Raw genomic sequence first — 20,519 nt, forward strand, 5'->3', positions numbered from 1 at the left:
CCAAGAGCTACTTTGCAGGTAGCTCTTGGGCTTTTCAATGTTTCTTGATATATCTTACTGAAGGCCGCTGCTTTCCTTTGATAAGCTCCTTCTGAAAATCCATTTCATGATCAACCCGTGTTTCGGCGACAAGAAAAATGTCACAACGAACAAAATCCCTGCCATGGAAGCCATTGAACCCGATATGGACACATTAAACAGGTAGGCAGCATAATAGCCAAGTACCGCAGATGCAACACCTATCAGCGCACTCAATCCAAGCATGACACTCAGTTTATCAGTCAATAAGTAGGCGCTGGCCCCTGGTGCAATCAGCATCGCAACCACCAGGATGGCTCCCACACTGTCAAAGGAAGCAACCGTCGTAATGGAGAGCATCCCCATCAATAAATAGTGCATGAACATGACCGGGATTCCAATCGCAAGGGCCATCTCCGGATCAAACGCACATATTTTCAGTTCCTTATAAAAGAAGAGAATGATTGCCAGGTTAATCACCAAAACCGTGCCCAACATCCAAACTGCTTTTGGACCAAGCTCCATTCCACCCAGCACGAATGTGTCCCACGGTACAAATGCTATTTCGCCCATCAATGCATGATCTACATCCAAATGGATCCGTCCTGCATATAAGGAGAGCAGGATGACACCTAATGCAAAGAGAGAAGTGAATACTACTCCGATGGCTGCATCCGATTGAACACCCGATGAGTGCAGTAGCTGAACGAAGAATGCCGTCAACAACCCAACAATCAGTGCGCCAACAAACATATAGACCCCTTCTAGGCTACTCGATACCAAATATGCCCCTACTATTCCAAGCAACACGGTATGGCTTATGGCGTCCGCAAGCATCGCCATGCGTCGCAATATAAGGAAACAACCGGTAATCCCACATGTTATTCCAACAAGTGATCCTGTGATAATAATCCAGCCTTCATAACTCATAAGCGTCCTTCACTTCCTTTCATCGTGGAATGAAAGCCAGCTGGACCTAGACTTTTCTTTTTCCTATATAAGAATAAGCCTTTGGGTTCCCTGCCAAAATCCCTGAGTAACGCCTTCAGTTCATCTAGGATTTCTTTTGGCCCCTCCAGGAGGTCCATGCTTCCTTCTCTCCATTCCGAAACAGGAAACTTACTTTCAAACATAACATACATATCCAGCAACCTATTTTTCAACACTATATCATGGGCCAGCTCCAGCCCCTTTTCTGTCAGCACAACTTGCTTGTCTTCCAGTTCTTTAATAGCACCTTCCCTCTCCAAACCTTTTATCACCGAAAGAAAACTGATGGTAGAAATGGGACGAATCTTTGTGATCTGTAGATAGGAAAAGCTTCCCATCTCTCTTCCCTCCGAGCTTTTCAGTCTCGCTTCTGTCAGTTCATACAGACTGGAAAGGATATTCTCCCTTGTAATCAACCGCTTCACTCTCCACTGTTTCAAGAACTTCGGCAGCAGCCCTTTTTTGGTTCCAAATAGAAGGGATATGATAAAAAGGATGGTCGCGGCCATAATGATTAGTGGACCTGTCGGCATTCCCCTTGAAAGAGTACTTAGCAGCGTCCCGACCACGCCGGATATTCCACCAACCAATCCTGCCAAGATAACCATATAATCAAGCCGCTCTGTCCAGTACCTTGCAGCGATGGCAGGAGTGATCAGCATGGCAGCCATCAAAATGACCCCAACCGCCTGCAAACCGATGACGACCGCCCCTACAATCAATGTCATTAAAAGACCGTTCAACCATTTCACGGGTAAGCCCAGTCCTTGCGCAAACTGCGGATCAAACGTAATCAGTTTCAGTTCTTTGAAAAGAAGAAAGGTAATGAATATCAAGACGAAGGCTATCACGCTGATAATTTGCACATCCGTCCCGACTATGGCAGCCGCTTGCCCGAAAATAAAAGAGTCAAGACCAGCCTGGTTGCCTTTTCCATGATGTTGGACATATGTCAAAAGGACAATCCCAAAACCAAAAAACACAGAGAGGACAAGCCCGATTGCAGTATCTTCCTTGATTCTTGAATGCTTGATGATCGCCTGAATACAATAGGTCCCTATCAGCCCTGAAATGGCAGCGCCGATCATAAACCACGACATCGATTTTGCTCCATATATAAGGAAAGCAATACAGATGCCAGGCAGTGCCGCATGTGCCATCGCATCCCCTAAAAGGCTCTGCTTCCTTAAAAGCGCAAAGCTCCCCAGCACCCCGCTCGCGATTCCAAGTAGAATGGTTCCGATTAACACCCATTGTACATTCGGATCTTGTAGCATATATAGAAATGTTCCCATACTGTCACTCCTATTGTTCGACAATGGCTTGATTTTGATCTAAGAACGCTAACCGTCCACCATACGTTTTTTGTAAGTTCTCTATTGTAAACACTTCTTCCGTTGGACCGATGGCAATCTTTCTGAGATTAATCAATAACGTCCAATCAAAATACTCTTTCACCGTTTGTAGATCGTGATGAACAACCAGCACCGTCTTCCCCTGGGCCTTCAGCTCGTTAAGAATCGTGATGATCGCTTTCTCCGTGGCGGCATCAACCCCAACAAAAGGTTCATCCATAAAATAAATGCTTGCGTCTTGTGCAAGTGCCCTTGCCAGAAAGACACGCTGCTGCTGCCCGCCTGAAAGCTGGCTGATCTGCCTTGTCGCATATTCACGCATACCGACTTTATCCAAACACTCATATGCAAACTCGATATCCTGCTTGTTCGGACGTTTCAACCAGCCGATATGACCATACCTTCCCATCAAAACAACATCTAAAGCATTCGTCGGAAAATCCCAATCCACCGAACCCCGCTGTGGCACATAGCCAATTAGTTTTCTCTGAGATTTATAGGATTTTCCGTATATGGTGATGTTGCCGGAAGCTTTTGGTATCAATTCCAGGGCCGCTTTAATCAAAGTGGATTTCCCGGCTCCATTTGGACCGATGATACCAATTAATTTCCCTTCCGGTACACAAAAGCTGATTTCTTTCAAAACAGGTTTACGATGATAGGCTACTGTAAGATTTTCTATTTTCACTGGCTCCATATTCGTTCACCTTTTCCTTTTTGTTATCTAAAAGCTTTATTTTAATGCGGCAACGATTGTATCAATGTTATGTCGGAACATCCCTAAATATGTTCCCGTTTCTGTTCCTTCTGCACCCATGGCATCAGAGTAGAGCTCTCCACCAATAACAACCGCGTGTCCCCTGCTCTCTGCTCCTTTTACCACAGCATTGATGCTATCCTCAGAAATACTGCTTTCCACAAATACCGCTTTTATGTTTCTCTCCACCAGGAGGTCCACAATGGATCGCACATCATTCAAGCCGAACTCCGCATCTGTACTCAACCCTTGTAAACCTGTGACTTCCATTCCGTATGCCTCACCAAAATATTGGAAAGCATCATGGGCAGTAACAAGGACCCTGCTCTCTTCAGGTATTGTTGCGATCTGTTCTTTCGCATAAGCATCCAATTCTTCAAGCTTCTGTATATACTCCGCTGCATTTTTTTCATAATAGGCAGCATTTTCATCATCTATTTTAATCAGGGAATTTTTAACTTCTTCTACTGTGTGCAACCAAAGAGATATATCAAACCAAACATGGGGATCTAACTTCCCTGCTTCCTCTTCATCATTTAGGAGCAGGTCTGTCGGAATGGATTCCGCAACAGCAATTGTTGGTTTATCTTTGGACATTTTATTCAAAATGTCCCCCATTCTCCCCTCTAGTCTAAGCCCATTATAAAAAATGATGTCGGCATCACTTAGTTTACGAAGATCCCCTTGCGAGGCCTGATACAAATGGGGGTCAATTCCCGGACCCATCAGGCTCTCTACCTGTACCTTATCTCCGCCAATGTTTTTTGCGATATCACCGATCTGAGCAATTGTCGTGGTAACCCTGATGGTGTCATCTCCGTCTGTTCCCGCCTTGGCATTACAACCAGCTAGACCCAATACAAGCAAACCTAAAAGCAAGAATTTCATCCAAATTGATTTCACTTCATACCCTCTCCTTTTGACTCTCTTCTTTATATTGCTCTAAGCAACAAAAGTTTCTCTAATGCAATTTTTAAGGTAAAAAAATACACACATTTCCACTGAACTCCTAGACCAATTTATGCAGAAATTAGCAAAATGGTGCGACTAAACTTGACCAGATACATTAATTTAAGCCTCGACTCAAAAAGTTGCCCTCATACAAAACTTAAACCCTAAGCAAACTTTTGTCAAGAACGAAAAAACTGAAAAAATAAAAAAAGGGGGTCAGACCCCCAAAGGATTTCCTCGCTCCTTGTCGAATATAAATAAAGTTAAAAGCGAAAGCCCGCTGGAGTGCCAGCGGGCTTTCGCTTTTATTTTATTTTCTTTTTATTTCTGTTAATATTAATTTTTTCCGTTTATGACTATGTTTCTTGCTTGTTGAAGGTTTGAATTCTCTTACTAATCTCCTTCACATACTTTTCGTCCACTATATAACCAATTCCAGGTCCGGTTGGGACTATCACTTCCCCATTTTCTACTACTACCTCAGGCTTCGTCACATCCCTCTTCCAGTACCGACTGGATGCAGAGATATCACCTGGGATTGTAAAATTTGAAAGTGTGGCCAAAGCAATGTTGAAGGCTCTTGAAATACCTGTCTCCAACATTCCTCCACACCAAACAGGAATTGCACTTTTTTCACACAAATTATGAATGGCAATGGCATTGGTCAAGCCGCCAACCCTCCCAATCTTAATACTCATTACCTTGCAGCTGCCAAGCGCCACTGCATTTTTTGCATCTTGCAAGGAAACGATGCTCTCGTCCAAACAGATGGGGGTAGATAATCGCTTCTGCAGTTCAGCGTGCTCCACTATATCGTCTGCTGCAAGCGGCTGCTCAATCATTAGCAAGTTTAATGAGTCCAATGAAGATAACCGTTCTGAATCTTCAAGCGTATAGGCAGAATTTGCATCGACAAGTAAGGCAAGATCCGGATAAGCCTTCCTGATCATTTTAAGTATCTCCACATCCTTATGGGGCTCTATCTTTACCTTCACCCGTTCGTACCCTTCTTCTAAACGCTTTTCAATCGTAGAAAGCATCCTTTGTGGGGAGTCGACACTTACGACAACGCCTGCCTTCACCGAGCTTCGCACACCACCTATATACTCCGATAACGACAACTCCGAACGCTTAGCAAACAGGTCCCATACCGCCATTTCCAATCCTGCTTTGGCCATCGGATTTCGCTTGAAGGTTTCAAGTGCAGCATTTACTTCCTCCGGGCGATGCCATTCCCCCTTCAAAATGCACGGTATAAAAAACTCCGTCAACATATGCCAAGCGGTTTCAATGGTCTCTTCAGTGTACCATGGAGAAGAAAAAGCCACTACTTCTCCCCAGCCGCAATACCCATCAACATCCGTCACCTTCACCAAGATGCTTTCCCTGTCTTTGACGGTTTCCAGGTGAGTGCGGAAGGGTTGGACAAGTTCCATGGATGTTAAAAACAGCTCTACCTTCTCAATCCTCAAAGATGCCATCTCCCTCCGGCACCAACTTCAAAAGCTCTCTGCGCAGCAGTTTACTTGAAGCATTCCTCGGCAGGGCCTCCACCAAATAAAACTGCTTTGGCACTTTATAGCCTGCAAGGCGCTCCTTCAGGAAAAATCGCAGTTCTTCTTTATCAAACATCTCGGTCTTGTTGGCCACAACAAACGCTATAGGAACCTGTCCCCAGCGATCGTCATGTACCCCTGTCACCCCTGCTTCTTTTATCAAAGGATGAGAAACAAGAACCGCTTCTACTTCAGCAGGATACACATTTTCCCCGCCTGATATAATCAAATCACTCCGCCGATCCACTACAAACAAAAATCCTTCACCATCCACATACCCCAGGTCTCCGGTATATAACCAACCATCCTGAATCGAATCCTTTGTGGCCTCCTCCCGGTTGTAGTATCCCGGAGTCACATTCGGTCCTTTTACAACAATCTCACCCGTCTCACCTGGAGCAGCCTCTTGCCCGTCTTTTACTATCTTTAATTGGCAAGGAAACAATGGTTTACCCGCTGATCCCAATTTGGATATAGCAGAGTCGGGAGAGAGTGTGACAATCTGGGAGGATGTTTCTGTCATACCATATGTCTGATACACAGGGATAGCTTTTTCTTGACACTCTTCAAGCATCGATTTGGGCACCGGCCCCCCTCCCACAAGCATGCAACGGAAAGAAGTAGGATAGGTGCCAGTTCCAAGCTGCTCTAATAGAGCACTTAGCATCGCACTTACCACAGATACAATCGTTACATTCTTCTCCATTAAATCTCGATGGACCGCTTCCACATCAAAACGCTTATGGATGATGACCCTCATACCATATACCACATTTCTCATCAATATGGACAAGCCACTGATATGAAACATCGGAACGGCCAACAACCAGCTGTCATTCTCATGAAGGCCCAAATTAAGCGCAGACCCGGTAGCACTCCAGAAATGATTCCCATATGTCTGTTTAACGCCCTTTGGGGAACCTGTCGTCCCACTTGTATACATGATCGTATCCGTTCTATCAAGATCAAACTCTTCCACCACGTCAATAGGTCGTCCATTCAGAGAAACCAACCTGCTAAACGGAATAACCCTCTCCGAATCAAAAACATTGGCTAAGAAAGCCCCTTTATCGTCTTCCACCAAAATAAAACGCGAAGCCGCATCCTCCACTTGAAATGATAGTTCCTGCGCTGTTAATCGCAGGTTATGTAAAATGGTAATCGCCCCAATATTCTTTAGGGCAAAGAGCAATTCAACGAGTTCCATGCTATTACTCATAAAAATAGAAATCCGATCGCCTTTTTCCACTCCCAGTTCTCCTAGCTTTTCCGAAAGCTGAATCGAATTCCTGAAAAGCTCCCTAAACGTAACTTTTCTATCATCCATTTCAAGCGCAATCCGGTCCGGAGTCAAAGCAGCCCGTTTCATTAAAAAATTCGGCAATGCTGTCATATGTCACAACCCCCTTCCTTTATTTTCACCAAAAAAAGAAGAGCAATCCAAAAGCCAAAAGCTCTTAGATTGCCCTCCCAACAAAAGATTCGAATGTATTAAGGGAAACGCGGGAACTGTCCAAAGTCCGGCTTTCTCTTTTCTTTGAATGCATCACGACCTTCTTTTGCTTCTTCCGTCGTATAGTACAATAATGTTGCATCTCCAGCAAACTGTTGGATTCCTGCCAATCCATCTGTGTCGGCATTCATTGCAGCTTTTAGGAAACGAAGAGCTGTCGGGCTGTTCTCGAGCATTTCTTCACACCATTGTACAGTTTCATCTTCCAAGCGCTCCAAAGGAACAACCGTGTTCACAAGACCCATGTCCAGTGCTTCTTTAGCATCGTATTGACGGCATAGGTACCAGATTTCACGAGCTTTCTTATGCCCAACGATACGGGCAAGGTAACCAGAGCCGTAACCAGCATCAAAGCTGCCCACTTTTGGTCCAGTTTGTCCGAATCGTGCATTGTCAGCAGCGATAGTCAAGTCACACACTACATGCAATACATGACCTCCACCAATTGCCCATCCTGCAACCATTGCCACTACTGGCTTAGGAGTTACACGAATGAGACGTTGTAGATCAAGGACGTTCAAGCGAGGGATTTCATCCTCCCCAACATATCCACCATGTCCGCGAACCTTTTGGTCTCCACCGGAACAAAACGCTTTGTCCCCAGCACCAGTTAAAATGATTACTCCAACACTAGAGTCGTCGCGTGCATACGCAAAAGCCTCAATTAATTCCATTACCGTTTTCGGACGGAATGCGTTATGTACTTCCGGACGGTTGATTGTAATTTTTGCAATCCCGTTATATGTTTCATATAAAATGTCTTCAAACTGTTTTGGACCTGCTATCCATTCTCTTGCCATGTTCTGTTTCCTCCCTAAATAAATTAGTTCGACAAAAACTCACTTACTATTTTACCAAACTTTCGCGGTACTTCCACATGAATTGCATGTCCTGCTTCACTTATTTTTATAAAATGCGATTTTTTTATCCTTTTATTCATTTCCTGAGCAATCGAGACAAATTTCTCATCCCGCTCACCAGCTGCTAAAAGGACCGGAAACTCCATCTGTGTAAGGTGCTCCCAATAGGATGGCTGAATCCCAGTACCCATCCCGCGAAGGCTATTGGCAAGACCAATAGATGAATTATCCATTCTTTGCTCATAAATTGCCTTCTGTTTATTTTCAGGAAGCGCTTTTTGGGACTTAAACAGGGGAATGTTTGTCCAAAATTCCACAAAAGATTGAAGCCCTTCCCCTTGAATTTCATCAGCAAGTCTCTCATCTGCCTGTTGCCTTTCCCAACGTTCCTCTTTCGTTTTCAGTCCTGGCGATGCACTCTCCAGCACTAGTTTCCTTACTAGTGCTGGATAAGAAATCGAAAAGGAAAGAGCCAAGCGCCCTCCCATGGAGTACCCATATAGAGATACACTTGAAATACCTAATTTATCAATTATTTCTTTTAAATCAGCCGTTGCATTTTCTATGCTATACCGTTTTGGATCCATTGGTATCTCTGTTTTCCCATGCCCTAGTTGATCTATCAATATAAAAGTGAAGGAATCCGAACAAGGAAATCCAGCAATCATTTCTTTGAAGCTGGTTCCTCTTCCCGTAAATCCATGCAACATAAGTACATGATGTTCGCCATCACCTATGAGGTCGACATGATAGGTTACCCCGTTAATTTCCATCGAATTTCGTCTCCATCGACAAAATAATTTCCTGGGAAACATTTTTCCACAATTTCCGATGGAGTGCTTCGTTTTCTTCCCGATTTGTTGGTACTTCAATTACTTTCAATCCATCACTGTTTAATGAATCAACAAGCGCACTCTTAAAGTCATGCCAATTAGATGCAAGTGTGTATTTCCCATCATACAGCTTCACAGCATGCTCATAATCCATATGTGTCGGCGTCCCAAACAAGGCTTCAAAATGTTGCTCTACTTTGGACTGTGGAAGGAAAGAAAAGATGCCCCCACCATTGTTATTGATCAAGACAATGGTTACGTTTAACTTTTGCAACTTGGCAGCAAGCAATCCATTCATATCATGATAGAAAGACAAATCACCAATGACCAGTACGAAATTATCATAGAAAGTACTTGCCGCAAGTGCGGTCGATACTACACCATCAATCCCATTGGCTCCTCTATTCGCAAGCACCGTCAGTTTTTTATCATTGCAATGCAAGAAGGTATCCACATCTCGTATCGGCATGCTGTTTCCTACAAAAGTAGCTGAACTGTCAGGAAGTATCTCTTGAAGTTCTGTTATGACTCTACCCTCAAACATGCTATCCTCTTTCTCCACTGACAGGACCATTTTGGTTTTATCATTCAACGTTCGGATAGAACCCAGCCACTCACTAGTTACACGAGGTTTAAGCTGGGCTGCCACCCTCTCACAGAAATGAGTTTCTTCAGCATGTACCATATAGTTTGCTTGAAGTGTCGGATCTCTCCAACCACCATCCCCGTCCACCACAATGTGAATAGCGTTGCTGGCTTTGCTTATGTATTGCATCAAAGATTTGGACACCGGCATCGCACCGAATCGAATAATCACTTCCGGTTGCAGCTTTTCTTTCACTTCTTCCGGACGAAGAAAGGCATCATATCCTTCTATGATTGAATCCTTGGAATGGCTTCCTGTCCTCAATCCTGATAAAGGATCTGCGAAAATAGGATACTGAAGGGCTTCCGATAACTCAGTAATCGCTTTTGTAAAAGCTTCCGCCTTTGATTGCGGCATTTCCCCACAGACAATGACTCCATTTTTCCGTTCATTCAATAGTTTTGCAAAATAAGAAGCTTTCTCATCGGAAATTGAATAGTTGCCAATATTGACTTCCACGATGGAATCGCTATTTTTCTTGTATTTTGTCCATAAATCCACCGCTTCTAAATCAGGGATTAATGGCTCGCGGAGTGGAAAGTTAAGATGAACTGGTCCACCTGGAGCACTCAGGGAAGTTCCAGCTGCCCGTGCAGCCATGTTACGGGCATAGCGGACCATCCCAATTGTATCTTGAGGAAGGGACATTTCCACAAACCATTTCACATAATTCCCGTACATTTTCAATTGATCAATAGCCTGAGGAGCCCCCACATCCCGGAGCTCATGAGGCCGGTCAGCTGTCAGAACAATCAAAGGTAACTTTGATTGAAATGCTTCCACAATAGCCGGATAGTAATTAGTAGCTGCAGTTCCAGATGTGCAAAGGATGGCCACGGGCTTGTTGCTCGTTTTCGCCAAACCGAGTGCATAAAATGCCGCCGATCGTTCGTCGATCAATACTGTAACACTCAGGTCTGGATGTTCTGCCATTAAAAGAGCGATAGGGGTGGAGCGGGATCCAGGGCTGATGATCACATTTTCCAACCCGCTTTTTACTAATTCGTCTACAAATGCTGCAAGATAATAGGTCATGTCGTTTGTTGCATTCATTATGTCAAACTGCCCCCTAGTGCTGATAACATTGGTCGGAATTTAATCTGGGTTTCGTGGTACTCGCTCTCCGGATCGGAATCACCGACAATTCCGCAGCCTGCAAATAATGAGGCTTCGCTTCCCTGCAAAAGTCCCGAACGAATTGCGACAATGAATTCCCCATCTTCCTTCCAGTCCATCCATCCGAGTGGTCCCGCATACCAGCCTCTATCCAATCTCTCCACTTCCCTTATCGTCTCCAATGAAATATCTTGTGGGAATCCCCCGAGGGCTGGAGTAGGATGTAGCAATTTTACCAAGTCCGCTATGCTACTATCTTCTTTTAATTTTGCCTTAACCGGAGTGTGAAGATGCTGAATATGCTTCATTTTATATAGGTTAGGCTCAGATGGTGTGCTAACCTGTTCACAAACTTTCTCTAAGGAAGCACGTATCATCTGGACAACCAAATCATGCTCATGCATGTTTTTCTCATCCGTCAGTAGTGCTTTACCAAATTGAACGTCTTCTTCCATAGTCCCGCCACGGGCAATCGAGCCTGCCAAGCACATGGATTCGACTTTTTCCCCATGTTTTTTGACTAATTGCTCGGGAGTTGCTCCCAAAAAGCAGTCCGTCCCTCTTTCAATCGTAAATATATAACTGTTCGCCTGCTCTTCCAAAAGGTTTTGGAGAACTGGCGTGACATTCACTTTATCCTGAAAAAGAACGCGCAGCTCTCTCGCCAGTACGACCTTATCCATCTCACCTTCCGTAATTCGCTTCGTCACTTCCGATATGGATTCCTTCCATTCAACAGGATCCATTTCAAGGCATTTTACAATGGACGTGGTGCTGGCATGCTTAATAGAAGAGACATTCAATAGCTCCTCTTCCATTCTGACTAATTCCTTGAGTGTGGCTTGCTCACAATTGTTTAAGTAATTGACCGTAATATATGTTTGATTCTCTATTTTCGTAAGCATAAATGTCGGTAAAATGAAAAGGGCATCGGCAAACTCATCCCAAAGCCCTGTCTTTTCCTTTTTTGGATCAAAAGAAAAGCCACCATAGCAGACTGGACCTACATTCGGTGAATCACTTTTGCAAACAGCAGCTTGTATAAAACGCTTCCATTGATTTTCAATGTGATGATACCTGTCTTCTTCCCCTTTTGCAGTGAACTCTGCTGTTACTCCTGCACCAACCTGCATATGGGTATGATCAGGGTTGGACCAGAAAAAGCGCTGTCCCGGAAAGAACTGTTCACACTTCTGAAAAAATTGCAGGGGATCTAGCTGTTCCACTTTTTTCGTATAACTTATTAAGACCGACTGGTTTATCGAGGTCGCTCTTGTTTTCGCTTCCTCCCATAAACTCACTATATGGTTATATGGTATTGTAATCATGTAAGACTCCCCCCGAGGCCTTGTTACCGCAAGACTTTGTCTCTCAAATAGCTTCCTTAAAGATACACCTCTAAACCTTTTTATGTCAACAAAATGAACTGTTTTCTTTCGAGTTTCTTCCTTATAATAATACCATGTAAAATCTTCCTTTGTTTCTTCTGAAAAACCGTTGACACCCTTTGTCCCTTTACATACACTTATATTGTATTTATAATATAACGTTTTCGCTTTTTACATGGCTATTTTAGTATAGCCCTACTAATAGATGGAGGGGTCATAATGCAGCCTCAGACAATACAAACAGAGACAAGCTTTCAAGCACCTACCGAAAAGAGATGGAAGGTGTGGTGGAACCTGCTTCGTCCACATACCTTGACCGCGGCTTTTGTACCGGTATTTATCGGGACGGCACTAGCACTATATGACACAACTATAGACTGGCCACTATTCTTTGCCATGTTGATAGCAAGTCTTTTAATACAAGCCGCCACAAACATGATCAATGAATACTACGATTTCAAAAAAGGCCTGGATAATGAAAACTCGGTCGGGATCGGCGGAGCGATAGTCCGACACGGGGTCAAACCTAAAACCGTCATCCGCTTAGCTTTCCTATTCTTTGGTATAGCCACGTTACTCGGAGTATTTATCTGTATGAATACCACCTGGTGGTTGGCAGTGATCGGGACAGCATGCATGGCAGCTGGGTACTTTTATACAGGAGGTCCCTACCCTATTGCCTATACCCCATTTGGAGAGATTGTAGCAGGATTCTTCATGGGATTTGTCATTATCCTGATTTCGTTCTATATCCAAACTGGTGCGATTTCAGGCACTGCCATGGTGATCTCCATTCCTATTTCCATTCTTGTTGGAGCAATCCTTTTGGCAAATAATATCAGGGACATTGTCGGTGACAAAGAAAATGGTCGTAAAACAGTCGCTATTCTACTGGGACGTAAAAACGCCATCATCCTACTTGCAGCGATGTTCATCGTTTCCTATGCCCTTATTGTGCTCTTTATCGTTTCCGGATACGCATCTTTCTGGTTATTATTAGTTTTCCTATCGATCGCTAAACCACTCTCTGCAATCAAAGGTTTCACAAATAATAACAGCAACGTAACGATGATGCCTGCGATGGTGGCCACAGCAAAAACCAACACCATTTTCGGTTTCTTGCTCGGAATCGGATTGCTTGTAGGATACTTTATCTAATCATTAGACTTTGTTAAAGTTAGTTGTTGAATATGACCTGTTTCTAGCTGGTGATTGGAGCAAAAGGCGTAGACTCCAGCGGGAGAGTAGCGACAATCTTGAGACCCGCAGTGGAACGAGGAGGCTCAAGGTCGCCCCGCGGAAAGCGAAGCCTATTGCGGAAATCAACAGCGACTTTTAACAGAGCCAATCATTAAGAAGCTGACACTTAAACGTGTCAGCTTTTTTTAATTGGCAATCATGTTTTTCAAAGGGAACGTTCATAATAAAAATAGACAGGTATTTGAAAGGAGTCTATTTATGATATCCCCTGATAAAATAAACCGTTTAAAGCAACAGCTAGAAGATACAAAAAAGGAGCTTCAAGCCCACCTGGACCAAAATGACCACTACCAGCTTGAACAAGAACACCCCTACGAATCAGTAAGTGAACTCTCTGCATACGATAACCATCCTGGGGACCTTGGCACCGAACTGTATGAGCGCGAAAAGGATATTGCCCTTAATGAACATGCTGAAAAAGAAATGAAAGATATTAATCACGCCCTCCAAGCAATGACTGAAGGGACTTATGGCAAATGCGAGGTTTGCGGAAAAGAGATCGATGAAGAAAGACTCGATGCTCTTCCTACTACCACTTATTGCAAGGAACACAGCCCAGACCAAGTCGTCTCCCATGACCGTCCGGTGGAAGAAAAAGTTCTGATGCCGCCATATGGACGTTTTGAATACGACGAGTCTGAAGGGGTTGCTTTTGACGCAGAAGACACATGGCAAATTGTACAACGCTACGGTACATCCGAATCACCATCCGATTTCTCTGAGGATGTGGGAAACTACGACCGCACATATGTGGAAAGTGAAGAAAATGAAGGGTATGTCGAGGACTACGAAAACTTCGTAGGCACCGATATGTACGGCCAAAATGTCACCGTTTATCCATCTATCAAGCACGAGGCCTATGAGGATGCCCTAGATGAAGAAGGAATCATGACATCCTTCGGAGATTTACACGGGTATGAAAAGGATCCCTATACAGAATAAAAAGATAAGGCCGCCTCACTCACAACGAGGCAGCCTTTCTTATTTTTGAGGATATGTTTCCTTTAAAAACGCAACAGACTGGTTAATTAACGCTTTGAGTACATTCTCATCAATATCCGCAACCTTATTTATGTACACACAAGCCTTACCAGTAGTATGCTTCCCGAATTCCTTCAGCAGTTCCCCCCTTTTCGAATCACCTGTTGCAAAATAAAGACTTATTTTCGCTTTCCTGGGTGAAAAACCTACTAACGGTGCGTCCCCTTCATGTCCTGTTGGATACTTATAATGATAGGAACCGAACCCAATTATGCTTGGTCCCCACATTTTGGCCTCATACCCTGTCGTTTCGGAAAAAATATCTAAGAGCTTATAAGCGTCTTCCCGCTTTTTTGGACTATCCACTGCTTCAATAAATTCTATTACACTGTTATCTGTTTCCTTTGTTTTCAATTCATAAGCCACCGTTGTTCCCCCTTAAGAAATCATACTGTATAAGTAGTTCCACAGACCAACTGACTTTTCCTTTTCCTTCAGCAAAATAGGCACCACTTCCTTTCTCCATCAATACATTATCATAGGCCGTTATCACGAGTTTTTCTTAAAAGTGAGGGATATGAAATGTACTACCGAAATATTTTATCCAAGGAATGGGCTATTTTCCTAGCTGAATGCTGCCAGTTAGCCTACGATCAATATCATCAGAATGGCATCTTTTCCATTCCACCTGGTTTTGAGTTAATTAAGGAATTTAAGGGGGTATCCTTTCACAGCTTAGAATGGTTCGGATTCGTCTTAGAAAATGAAGATGCCATTATTATTTCATTCAGAGGTACCCAGACAGATCCCGATTGGATAGCAGATGCAGAAATATTTCAGAAACCCTTCCCTTATTGTCATACTCAACCTCTTGTCCATGGTGGCTTCCTATCCGTTTATGAATCCTTGCGGGCAGAACTTCTGAGCCTTCTCGAACGCCTTGACTCTTCCAAAAGCCTTTTTGTGACCGGGCATAGTCTCGGCGGTGCACTGGCCACCCTATTTTCATTGGATTGTGCTATGAATACGGATTTCTCAGCAGTTTACATCTACACCTTTGGAGCGCCTAGAGTTGGCGACGAAGCATTTGCCAGCCTCTTCAACGAGACTGTTCCCGCATCCATCCGTTTCGTAAACCTGGCTGACTTGGTTCCATTTGTTCCACCGACAAAAGTCGTCGCCCCCATCAGCAAAAAAACCTGGCACTACAAACACACCCAAACACCATCACGCTTCCTACTAACCGAAGGCTCCATCGTCAAAAACCACAGCATCGAAACCTATATCAAGGCAATGAAGGAAAAGTTGTAAAAAAAGTTCAAAAGGGGGTCAGACCCCCAAAGGATTTTCGTTACCGACGTCGAAGGAACACAAAAAAAGAAGGGCCAGCCTGCCCCTCTCTCTTAGTTATCGCTTGCTATAGCTGGGTTGGAGTCCCCAGATTTCGTCGGCGTATTGCCTGATGGTCCGGTCGCTTGAGAAGAAGCCGGAGTGTGCGATGTTTTTGGCACTCATTGTCAGCCAATGGTTCCGGTCCCGATAGGCTGCATCGACCCGTTCCTGCGCAGTAATATAAGACGAAAAATCCTTTAGCACAAAGTATTCATCATTTTGCATCAGCAAAGAATCGTGAATCGGTTCAAAGTGGTCATCCACATCCGGGAAGAAGCCGTTTACAAGCTGTTCTAGGACCTGTTGAATACGTTTATCATGATGATAATATTCACTAGAACGGTATCCCCCGTTCTGATAATAATTCAGCACCTGTTCCGCTGTCAGACCAAAAATGAACATATTTTCTTCGCCGACTTCTTCTTTTATTTCTATGTTTGCCCCATCTAAGGTACCGATGGTCAAAGCACCATTCATCATGAACTTCATATTTCCTGTTCCCGATGCCTCTTTACTGGCAGTAGAGATCTGTTCGCTCACATCGGCTGCAGGAAAGATATCCTCCGCCAAGGATACACGATAGTTTTCCAAGAAAATGACCTTTAAACGCCCATTGATCGCCGGATCATTATTCACCTTATCAGCCAAGGAGTTTATCAGTTTGATGACCCTCTTGGCATAATAATAACCAGGTGAAGCCTTCGCTCCAAAAATGAATGTCCTTGGGTGGATATCGAAACTGCTATCCTCTTTCAACCGGTTATAAAGATACATAATATGAAACACATTTAACAACTGGCGTTTGTAGGCATGTAACCTTTTCACCTGGACATCGAATATGCTATCTGGATCGACGATGATCCCTGTCTGCTTTCTTATGCGTTCTCCAAGAATCTGCTTGCGCTCACGCTTTACTTGATCCAGCTTATCCAAAAAAGCGGAATCGTTTGCATATACATCAAGCTGACGTAGCTGTGTCGTGTCCTTCATCCATCCATGACCTATAGTATCCTGGATAAGGGAGGTCAGCTGCGGATTTGCCTTTAACAGCCAACGGCGATGTGTAATTCCATTCGTTTTATTATTGAATTTATCCGGGAATGCTTCGTAAAACAAACGCATTTCACGGTTCTTCAAAATTTCCGTATGAATTTTAGCCACACCATTAACACTGAAGCTACCGACAACCGCCAAGTGGGCCATCTTAACCAAGCCATGTGCAAGAATCGCCATTTCTTCAATTCGTCCCCACTGACCGGGATATTTCTTCCACAAATCCGCACAAAAGCGCTCATTAATCTCTTCCACTATCATATAGATACGTGGCAACAACGGCTGAAAAATATTGATCGGCCATTTTTCCAACGCTTCTGATAGGGTGGTATGATTGGTATAGGAAATGGTATGAGAAGTTATCTCCCATGCTTCCTCCCAGCTCATATCCTCCTCGTCCAGCAGTATCCTCATCAGTTCAGGGATGGCCAGCACTGGATGGGTGTCATTGATATGGATGGTGACACGCTTATGAAAATCTATTAAACTTCCATTCTTCTTACGGTAGGAGCGTATAATACTGCCAATACTCGCAGCTACCAGGAAGTACTGTTGTTTGAGGCGTAATATCTTCCCTTCATCATGGGTATCATCCGGATACAAGAATTCAGATACTGCTTCTGTATCGCGCTTATATTGCATGATATCTTTATTAGTAGGAAAAGGCGCTGGCTCTGCACTCCAAAGACGCAGCATATTGACTGTCTCTGTTTGATAGCCGACAACCGGCATGTCATATGGAACAGCAGTTATCGCTTCTCCTTTTGCATGCCTGAACTTTTCTTTTCCATCTTCCTTATAGGACTCCACCTTGCCCCAGAAGTTAATTTCCACAGCCTGGTCAGGCTTTCTGACTTCCCAGACGTTACCATGTCTCAGCCATTGCTCCGGCAGTTCCACCTGATATCCGTCGACGAACTTCTGATCAAACAGACCATGCTTATAGCGGATTCCACAGCCATGTCCCGGTAGGTCCAGGGAAGCAAGCGAGTCAAGGAAGCATGCAGCAAGACGGCCAAGACCGCCATTTCCAAGCCCAGCATCCGCTTCAATCTCTTCAATTGCGGATAAATCAAGTCCAAGTTCTTTCAAGCCTTCCTCGACGACACTTTGAATTCCAAGGTTCAATAGATTACTTCCGAGTAATCTACCCAATAAGAATTCGATGGAAAGATAGTACACCTGTTTTTCATCTGCGGCGCGATTTCGTTCATTGGTGGTAATCCAGTTGGCACTAATATATTCCCGCACCATATTTCCGAGTGTATGATAATGGTCTCTTGATGTTGATTCCTGAAAGCTCTTCCCGTACATACTCTCCAGCTTTTTTAAAAAAGCTGTCTTGAACTTTTCCTTATCAGAGAACATGCACTCCACTCCTAGCCATTAAGGTTGAATACAATTGATTGTATTTAAATGCTGATTTCGCCCAGCTATAATCGCGTTCCATTGCTTCTTTCATTATGCCATTCCATACTTCCGGTTGCTCATAAAAGCTGATGGCACGTCTGATGGTATATAGCATATCGTGGGCATTGAAGTTAGTGAACGAGAACCCGTTACCTTCCAATGTAGTTTCATCGTAAGAAGTGACCGTATCATTCAGCCCACCTGTCTCTCTTACTACCGGGATCGTCCCGTAGCGAAGGGCGATTAACTGGCCAAGCCCACATGGTTCAAAACGGGAAGGCATCAAGAACATATCAGCCCCCGCATAGATCTGATGGGCAAGCGGTTCATCAAATCCGATGAATGTCCTCACCTTTTGCGGATAACGGTAGGACAGTTCACGGAAGTATTGTTCAAATTGAGGGTCACCTGTTCCAAGTACAACCACCTGTACATCCTCTTCCAACACTTCATGTAATACACAAGTGACAAGGTCCAGCCCCTTCTGCTTTGTTAATCTGCTGACCATGGCAATGATCGGAGTATCTTCTTTTACAGGCAACCCGCATAAATTCTGCAAGGCCTCTTTATTCAGTTTTTTATTCTCCATCTTATTGGCGGAATAATTCGCTTCAATGTATTCATTGGTTTCAGGGCTATATAATTCATCATCGATCCCATTAATGATTCCTACAAGCGCGTCATTCCTAGCCTTGAGAACCCCATCCAGCTTTTCACCGAAATAGGCCGTTTGAATTTCATCCTTGTAAGTGGGGCTTACGGTTGTTATGTAGCCCGATGATACCAGTGCCGCCTTCATGAAATTGACATTCCCATAAAATTCGAGTTCATCCGCAGTAAAATGCTTATAATCTACCCTTAGCAAATCGTGAAGGATGCTAGGCGGGAACACTCCCTGAAATTGGAGGTTGTGGATGGTAAAGACACTTTGAATATGCTCGTAGCGTGGATTTTGCTTGTATTCCCGCTCCAGAATGAAGTTTACCATGCCGGTATGCCAATCATGACAATGGATCACATCTGGAATGAAATCGATAGCCGTCATGCTCTCTAGTACCGCCCGACAGAAAAAGGAAAAGCGTTCCCCGTCATCAAAATGGCCATACAGGGAATCGCGATTGAAATAGTATTCATTATCAATAAAATAATAGGTTACATTTTCATGTGTCAGCTCTTCCACACCGCAATACTGGTTGCGCCACCCAACATCAACAAATGTGGTCTGTATCCTTTTCATTCTATTTTTAAATACTTCAGGGATCTGCCCGTACTTAGGCAGGATGACACGTACATCTGTACCAAGTTTCTTCAATTCCTTAGGCAATGCTCCCGCAACATCGCCCAAGCCTCCTGATTTCACAAATGGAACACATTCAGATACGACAAACAATACTTTCACGAATTCATCAGAGCTCCTTGTACTGATCCTTTTTTTACTAAATAAGGGGAATCTTCTTTACCAGTTAACACCGTTCGGTTCTCTACCTTCACATCTTTGTCTAGAATGACAGAATCTAAAACACAATTCTCTCCAATAATGCCTTTTTGCATCACAATACTGTTTTTGACCACGGTACCTTTTCCAATTCTTACACCCCGGAAGATGATACTGTTTTCCACATGCCCCTCAATGATGGCACCATTGGCAATCATGGAGTTCTTCACATAAGCATCTTTTGAATAGCTTGTTGGCGGCTCATCTTTTACTTTCGTAAAAACAGGCTGGTTCTTCACAAATACCTGCTTCCAGACGGAAGGATCCAACAGTTCCAGGCTGTGCTCATAATAGCTCTCCAAGGAATCGATCACTGCTGCATAATTCGTATATTCGTAGTTGCATATTTTATAGCCGCTCGTAATGTCCTGCACCACATCCATGATACTTCTATACCCTGTTTGCTCATGATTCATGAATAATTTGACAAGTAAATCTTTTTCTAATACATACATATCCAGCGTTTCATCTTCTTTCACCACATGCGTGATATCACATCTATTCTGAATATGGCGATCTAAAATTTGATTGAAATTCAAATTGCACACTGTGAAACTATTGGCGATAACAACATATGTCTGATTGCTCCGCACGAAAAAGTCCTCATTCTCTTTGAAATGCTGAAAGGAACCAGTATTCACATTTTCCGAACTTGGGAAGAAAAACAATCCATCACGTTTGCGATCCAGATCCCATTGTTTCCCCGATCCAAGGTGATCCATCAGCGATCGGTACTGGTAACGCGGAAAGATGGCTACATTCTGTATTCCCGAATTGACCATATTGGATAGAACAAAGTCTATCAAGCGATAACGGCCGCCAAAAGGAACTGCAGCTATTGAACGCTTCAACGTCAACTCCTGCATATCTTCATTATGGATTGTAGCATCGATGATCCCAAGCATTGATTTATTCATAAAAGACACCCTTCCTGTGTTTGATTTT

The 20,519-nt window shown here is 43.8% G+C and carries 17 protein-coding genes; 3 read left to right on the forward strand and 14 right to left on the reverse strand.

Going from position 1 to position 20,519, the window contains the following annotated elements:
- Positions 1–54 precede the first annotated feature (54 nt).
- The 10 genes from MKY77_RS20060 to MKY77_RS20105 form a co-directional block, all read right to left on the reverse strand.
- Positions 55–948: a metal ABC transporter permease gene (locus tag MKY77_RS20060; RefSeq protein ID WP_339147440.1), complete on the reverse strand. Its 894-nt coding sequence runs from the start codon at positions 946–948 to the stop codon at positions 55–57.
- Positions 945–2,303: a metal ABC transporter permease gene (locus tag MKY77_RS20065; RefSeq protein WP_339147441.1), complete on the reverse strand. Its 1,359-nt coding sequence runs from the start codon at positions 2,301–2,303 to the stop codon at positions 945–947. Before MKY77_RS20065 ends, MKY77_RS20060 begins: the two co-directional genes overlap by 4 nt.
- 10 nt (positions 2,304–2,313) lie before the next feature.
- Complete coding sequence (locus tag MKY77_RS20070) at positions 2,314–3,060, reverse strand: metal ABC transporter ATP-binding protein (RefSeq protein ID WP_339147442.1); 747 nt, start codon at positions 3,058–3,060, stop codon at positions 2,314–2,316.
- Between the two features lie 36 nt (positions 3,061–3,096).
- Positions 3,097–4,023 (reverse strand): zinc ABC transporter substrate-binding protein, encoded by a 927-nt coding sequence (locus MKY77_RS20075; protein WP_339147443.1) that lies wholly within the window; start codon positions 4,021–4,023, stop codon positions 3,097–3,099.
- A gap of 404 nt (positions 4,024–4,427) precedes the next feature.
- The gene (menC, locus tag MKY77_RS20080; RefSeq protein ID WP_339147444.1) at positions 4,428–5,543 is read right to left on the reverse strand and encodes an o-succinylbenzoate synthase; all 1,116 of its coding nucleotides are present in this window, start codon (positions 5,541–5,543) and stop codon (positions 4,428–4,430) included.
- Complete coding sequence (locus MKY77_RS20085) at positions 5,533–7,020, reverse strand: o-succinylbenzoate--CoA ligase (RefSeq protein ID WP_339147445.1); 1,488 nt, start codon at positions 7,018–7,020, stop codon at positions 5,533–5,535. The genes menC and MKY77_RS20085 overlap by 11 nt, the downstream gene beginning before the upstream one ends.
- Positions 7,021–7,118: 98 nt before the next feature.
- Positions 7,119–7,940, reverse strand: a complete 822-nt coding sequence (gene menB / locus MKY77_RS20090) for a 1,4-dihydroxy-2-naphthoyl-CoA synthase (RefSeq protein ID WP_148988000.1) — start codon at positions 7,938–7,940, stop codon at positions 7,119–7,121.
- Positions 7,941–7,963: 23 nt separating this feature from the next.
- Positions 7,964–8,773 carry a 2-succinyl-6-hydroxy-2,4-cyclohexadiene-1-carboxylate synthase gene (gene menH, locus MKY77_RS20095; RefSeq protein ID WP_339147446.1) on the reverse strand — a complete coding sequence of 270 codons (810 nt, stop codon included), beginning with the start codon at positions 8,771–8,773 and terminating at the stop codon, positions 7,964–7,966.
- Complete coding sequence (gene menD / locus MKY77_RS20100; RefSeq protein WP_339147447.1) at positions 8,763–10,532, reverse strand: 2-succinyl-5-enolpyruvyl-6-hydroxy-3-cyclohexene-1-carboxylic-acid synthase; 1,770 nt, start codon at positions 10,530–10,532, stop codon at positions 8,763–8,765. Before menD ends, menH begins: the two co-directional genes overlap by 11 nt.
- The gene (locus tag MKY77_RS20105; protein WP_339147448.1) at positions 10,532–11,923 is read right to left on the reverse strand and encodes an isochorismate synthase; all 1,392 of its coding nucleotides are present in this window, start codon (positions 11,921–11,923) and stop codon (positions 10,532–10,534) included. Before MKY77_RS20105 ends, menD begins: the two co-directional genes overlap by 1 nt.
- Before the next feature lie 279 nt (positions 11,924–12,202).
- Between MKY77_RS20105 and MKY77_RS20110 the strand changes: the two genes are divergently transcribed.
- Both MKY77_RS20110 and MKY77_RS20115 read left to right on the forward strand, forming a co-directional pair.
- Entirely contained in the window at positions 12,203–13,141 is a 939-nt protein-coding gene (locus MKY77_RS20110; RefSeq protein WP_339147449.1) for a 1,4-dihydroxy-2-naphthoate polyprenyltransferase, read from the forward strand.
- A gap of 300 nt (positions 13,142–13,441) precedes the next feature.
- Positions 13,442–14,185: a TraR/DksA C4-type zinc finger protein gene (locus MKY77_RS20115; RefSeq protein WP_339147450.1), complete on the forward strand. Its 744-nt coding sequence runs from the start codon at positions 13,442–13,444 to the stop codon at positions 14,183–14,185.
- 39 nt (positions 14,186–14,224) lie between these two features.
- Here the strand turns inward: MKY77_RS20115 and MKY77_RS20120 are convergent, their stop codons facing one another.
- On the reverse strand, positions 14,225–14,650 hold the full coding sequence (locus MKY77_RS20120; protein WP_339147451.1) for a DUF1801 domain-containing protein: 426 nt from the start codon (positions 14,648–14,650) through the stop codon (positions 14,225–14,227).
- A 156-nt stretch (positions 14,651–14,806) separates the two neighbouring features.
- On the opposite strand from MKY77_RS20120, the gene MKY77_RS20125 reads away from it, so the two are divergent.
- Positions 14,807–15,535, forward strand: a complete 729-nt coding sequence (locus MKY77_RS20125) for a lipase family protein (protein ID WP_339147452.1) — start codon at positions 14,807–14,809, stop codon at positions 15,533–15,535.
- A 96-nt stretch (positions 15,536–15,631) separates the two neighbouring features.
- On the opposite strand, the gene MKY77_RS20130 is transcribed toward MKY77_RS20125, so the two are convergent.
- The 3 genes from MKY77_RS20130 to MKY77_RS20140 are packed head-to-tail and all read right to left on the reverse strand — an operon-like array spanning position 15,632 to position 20,491.
- Positions 15,632–18,037, reverse strand: a complete 2,406-nt coding sequence (locus MKY77_RS20130; RefSeq protein ID WP_339147453.1) for a glycogen/starch/alpha-glucan phosphorylase — start codon at positions 18,035–18,037, stop codon at positions 15,632–15,634.
- The gene (glgA, locus tag MKY77_RS20135) at positions 18,027–19,478 is read right to left on the reverse strand and encodes a glycogen synthase GlgA (protein WP_339147454.1); all 1,452 of its coding nucleotides are present in this window, start codon (positions 19,476–19,478) and stop codon (positions 18,027–18,029) included. The genes MKY77_RS20130 and glgA overlap by 11 nt, the downstream gene beginning before the upstream one ends.
- On the reverse strand, positions 19,475–20,491 hold the full coding sequence (locus MKY77_RS20140; protein WP_339147455.1) for a sugar phosphate nucleotidyltransferase: 1,017 nt from the start codon (positions 20,489–20,491) through the stop codon (positions 19,475–19,477). Before MKY77_RS20140 ends, glgA begins: the two co-directional genes overlap by 4 nt.
- Positions 20,492–20,519 lie beyond the last annotated feature (28 nt).

The organism is Sutcliffiella sp. FSL R7-0096 (assembly GCF_038595065.1).
GTDB lineage: Bacteria > Bacillota > Bacilli > Bacillales > Bacillaceae_I > Sutcliffiella_A.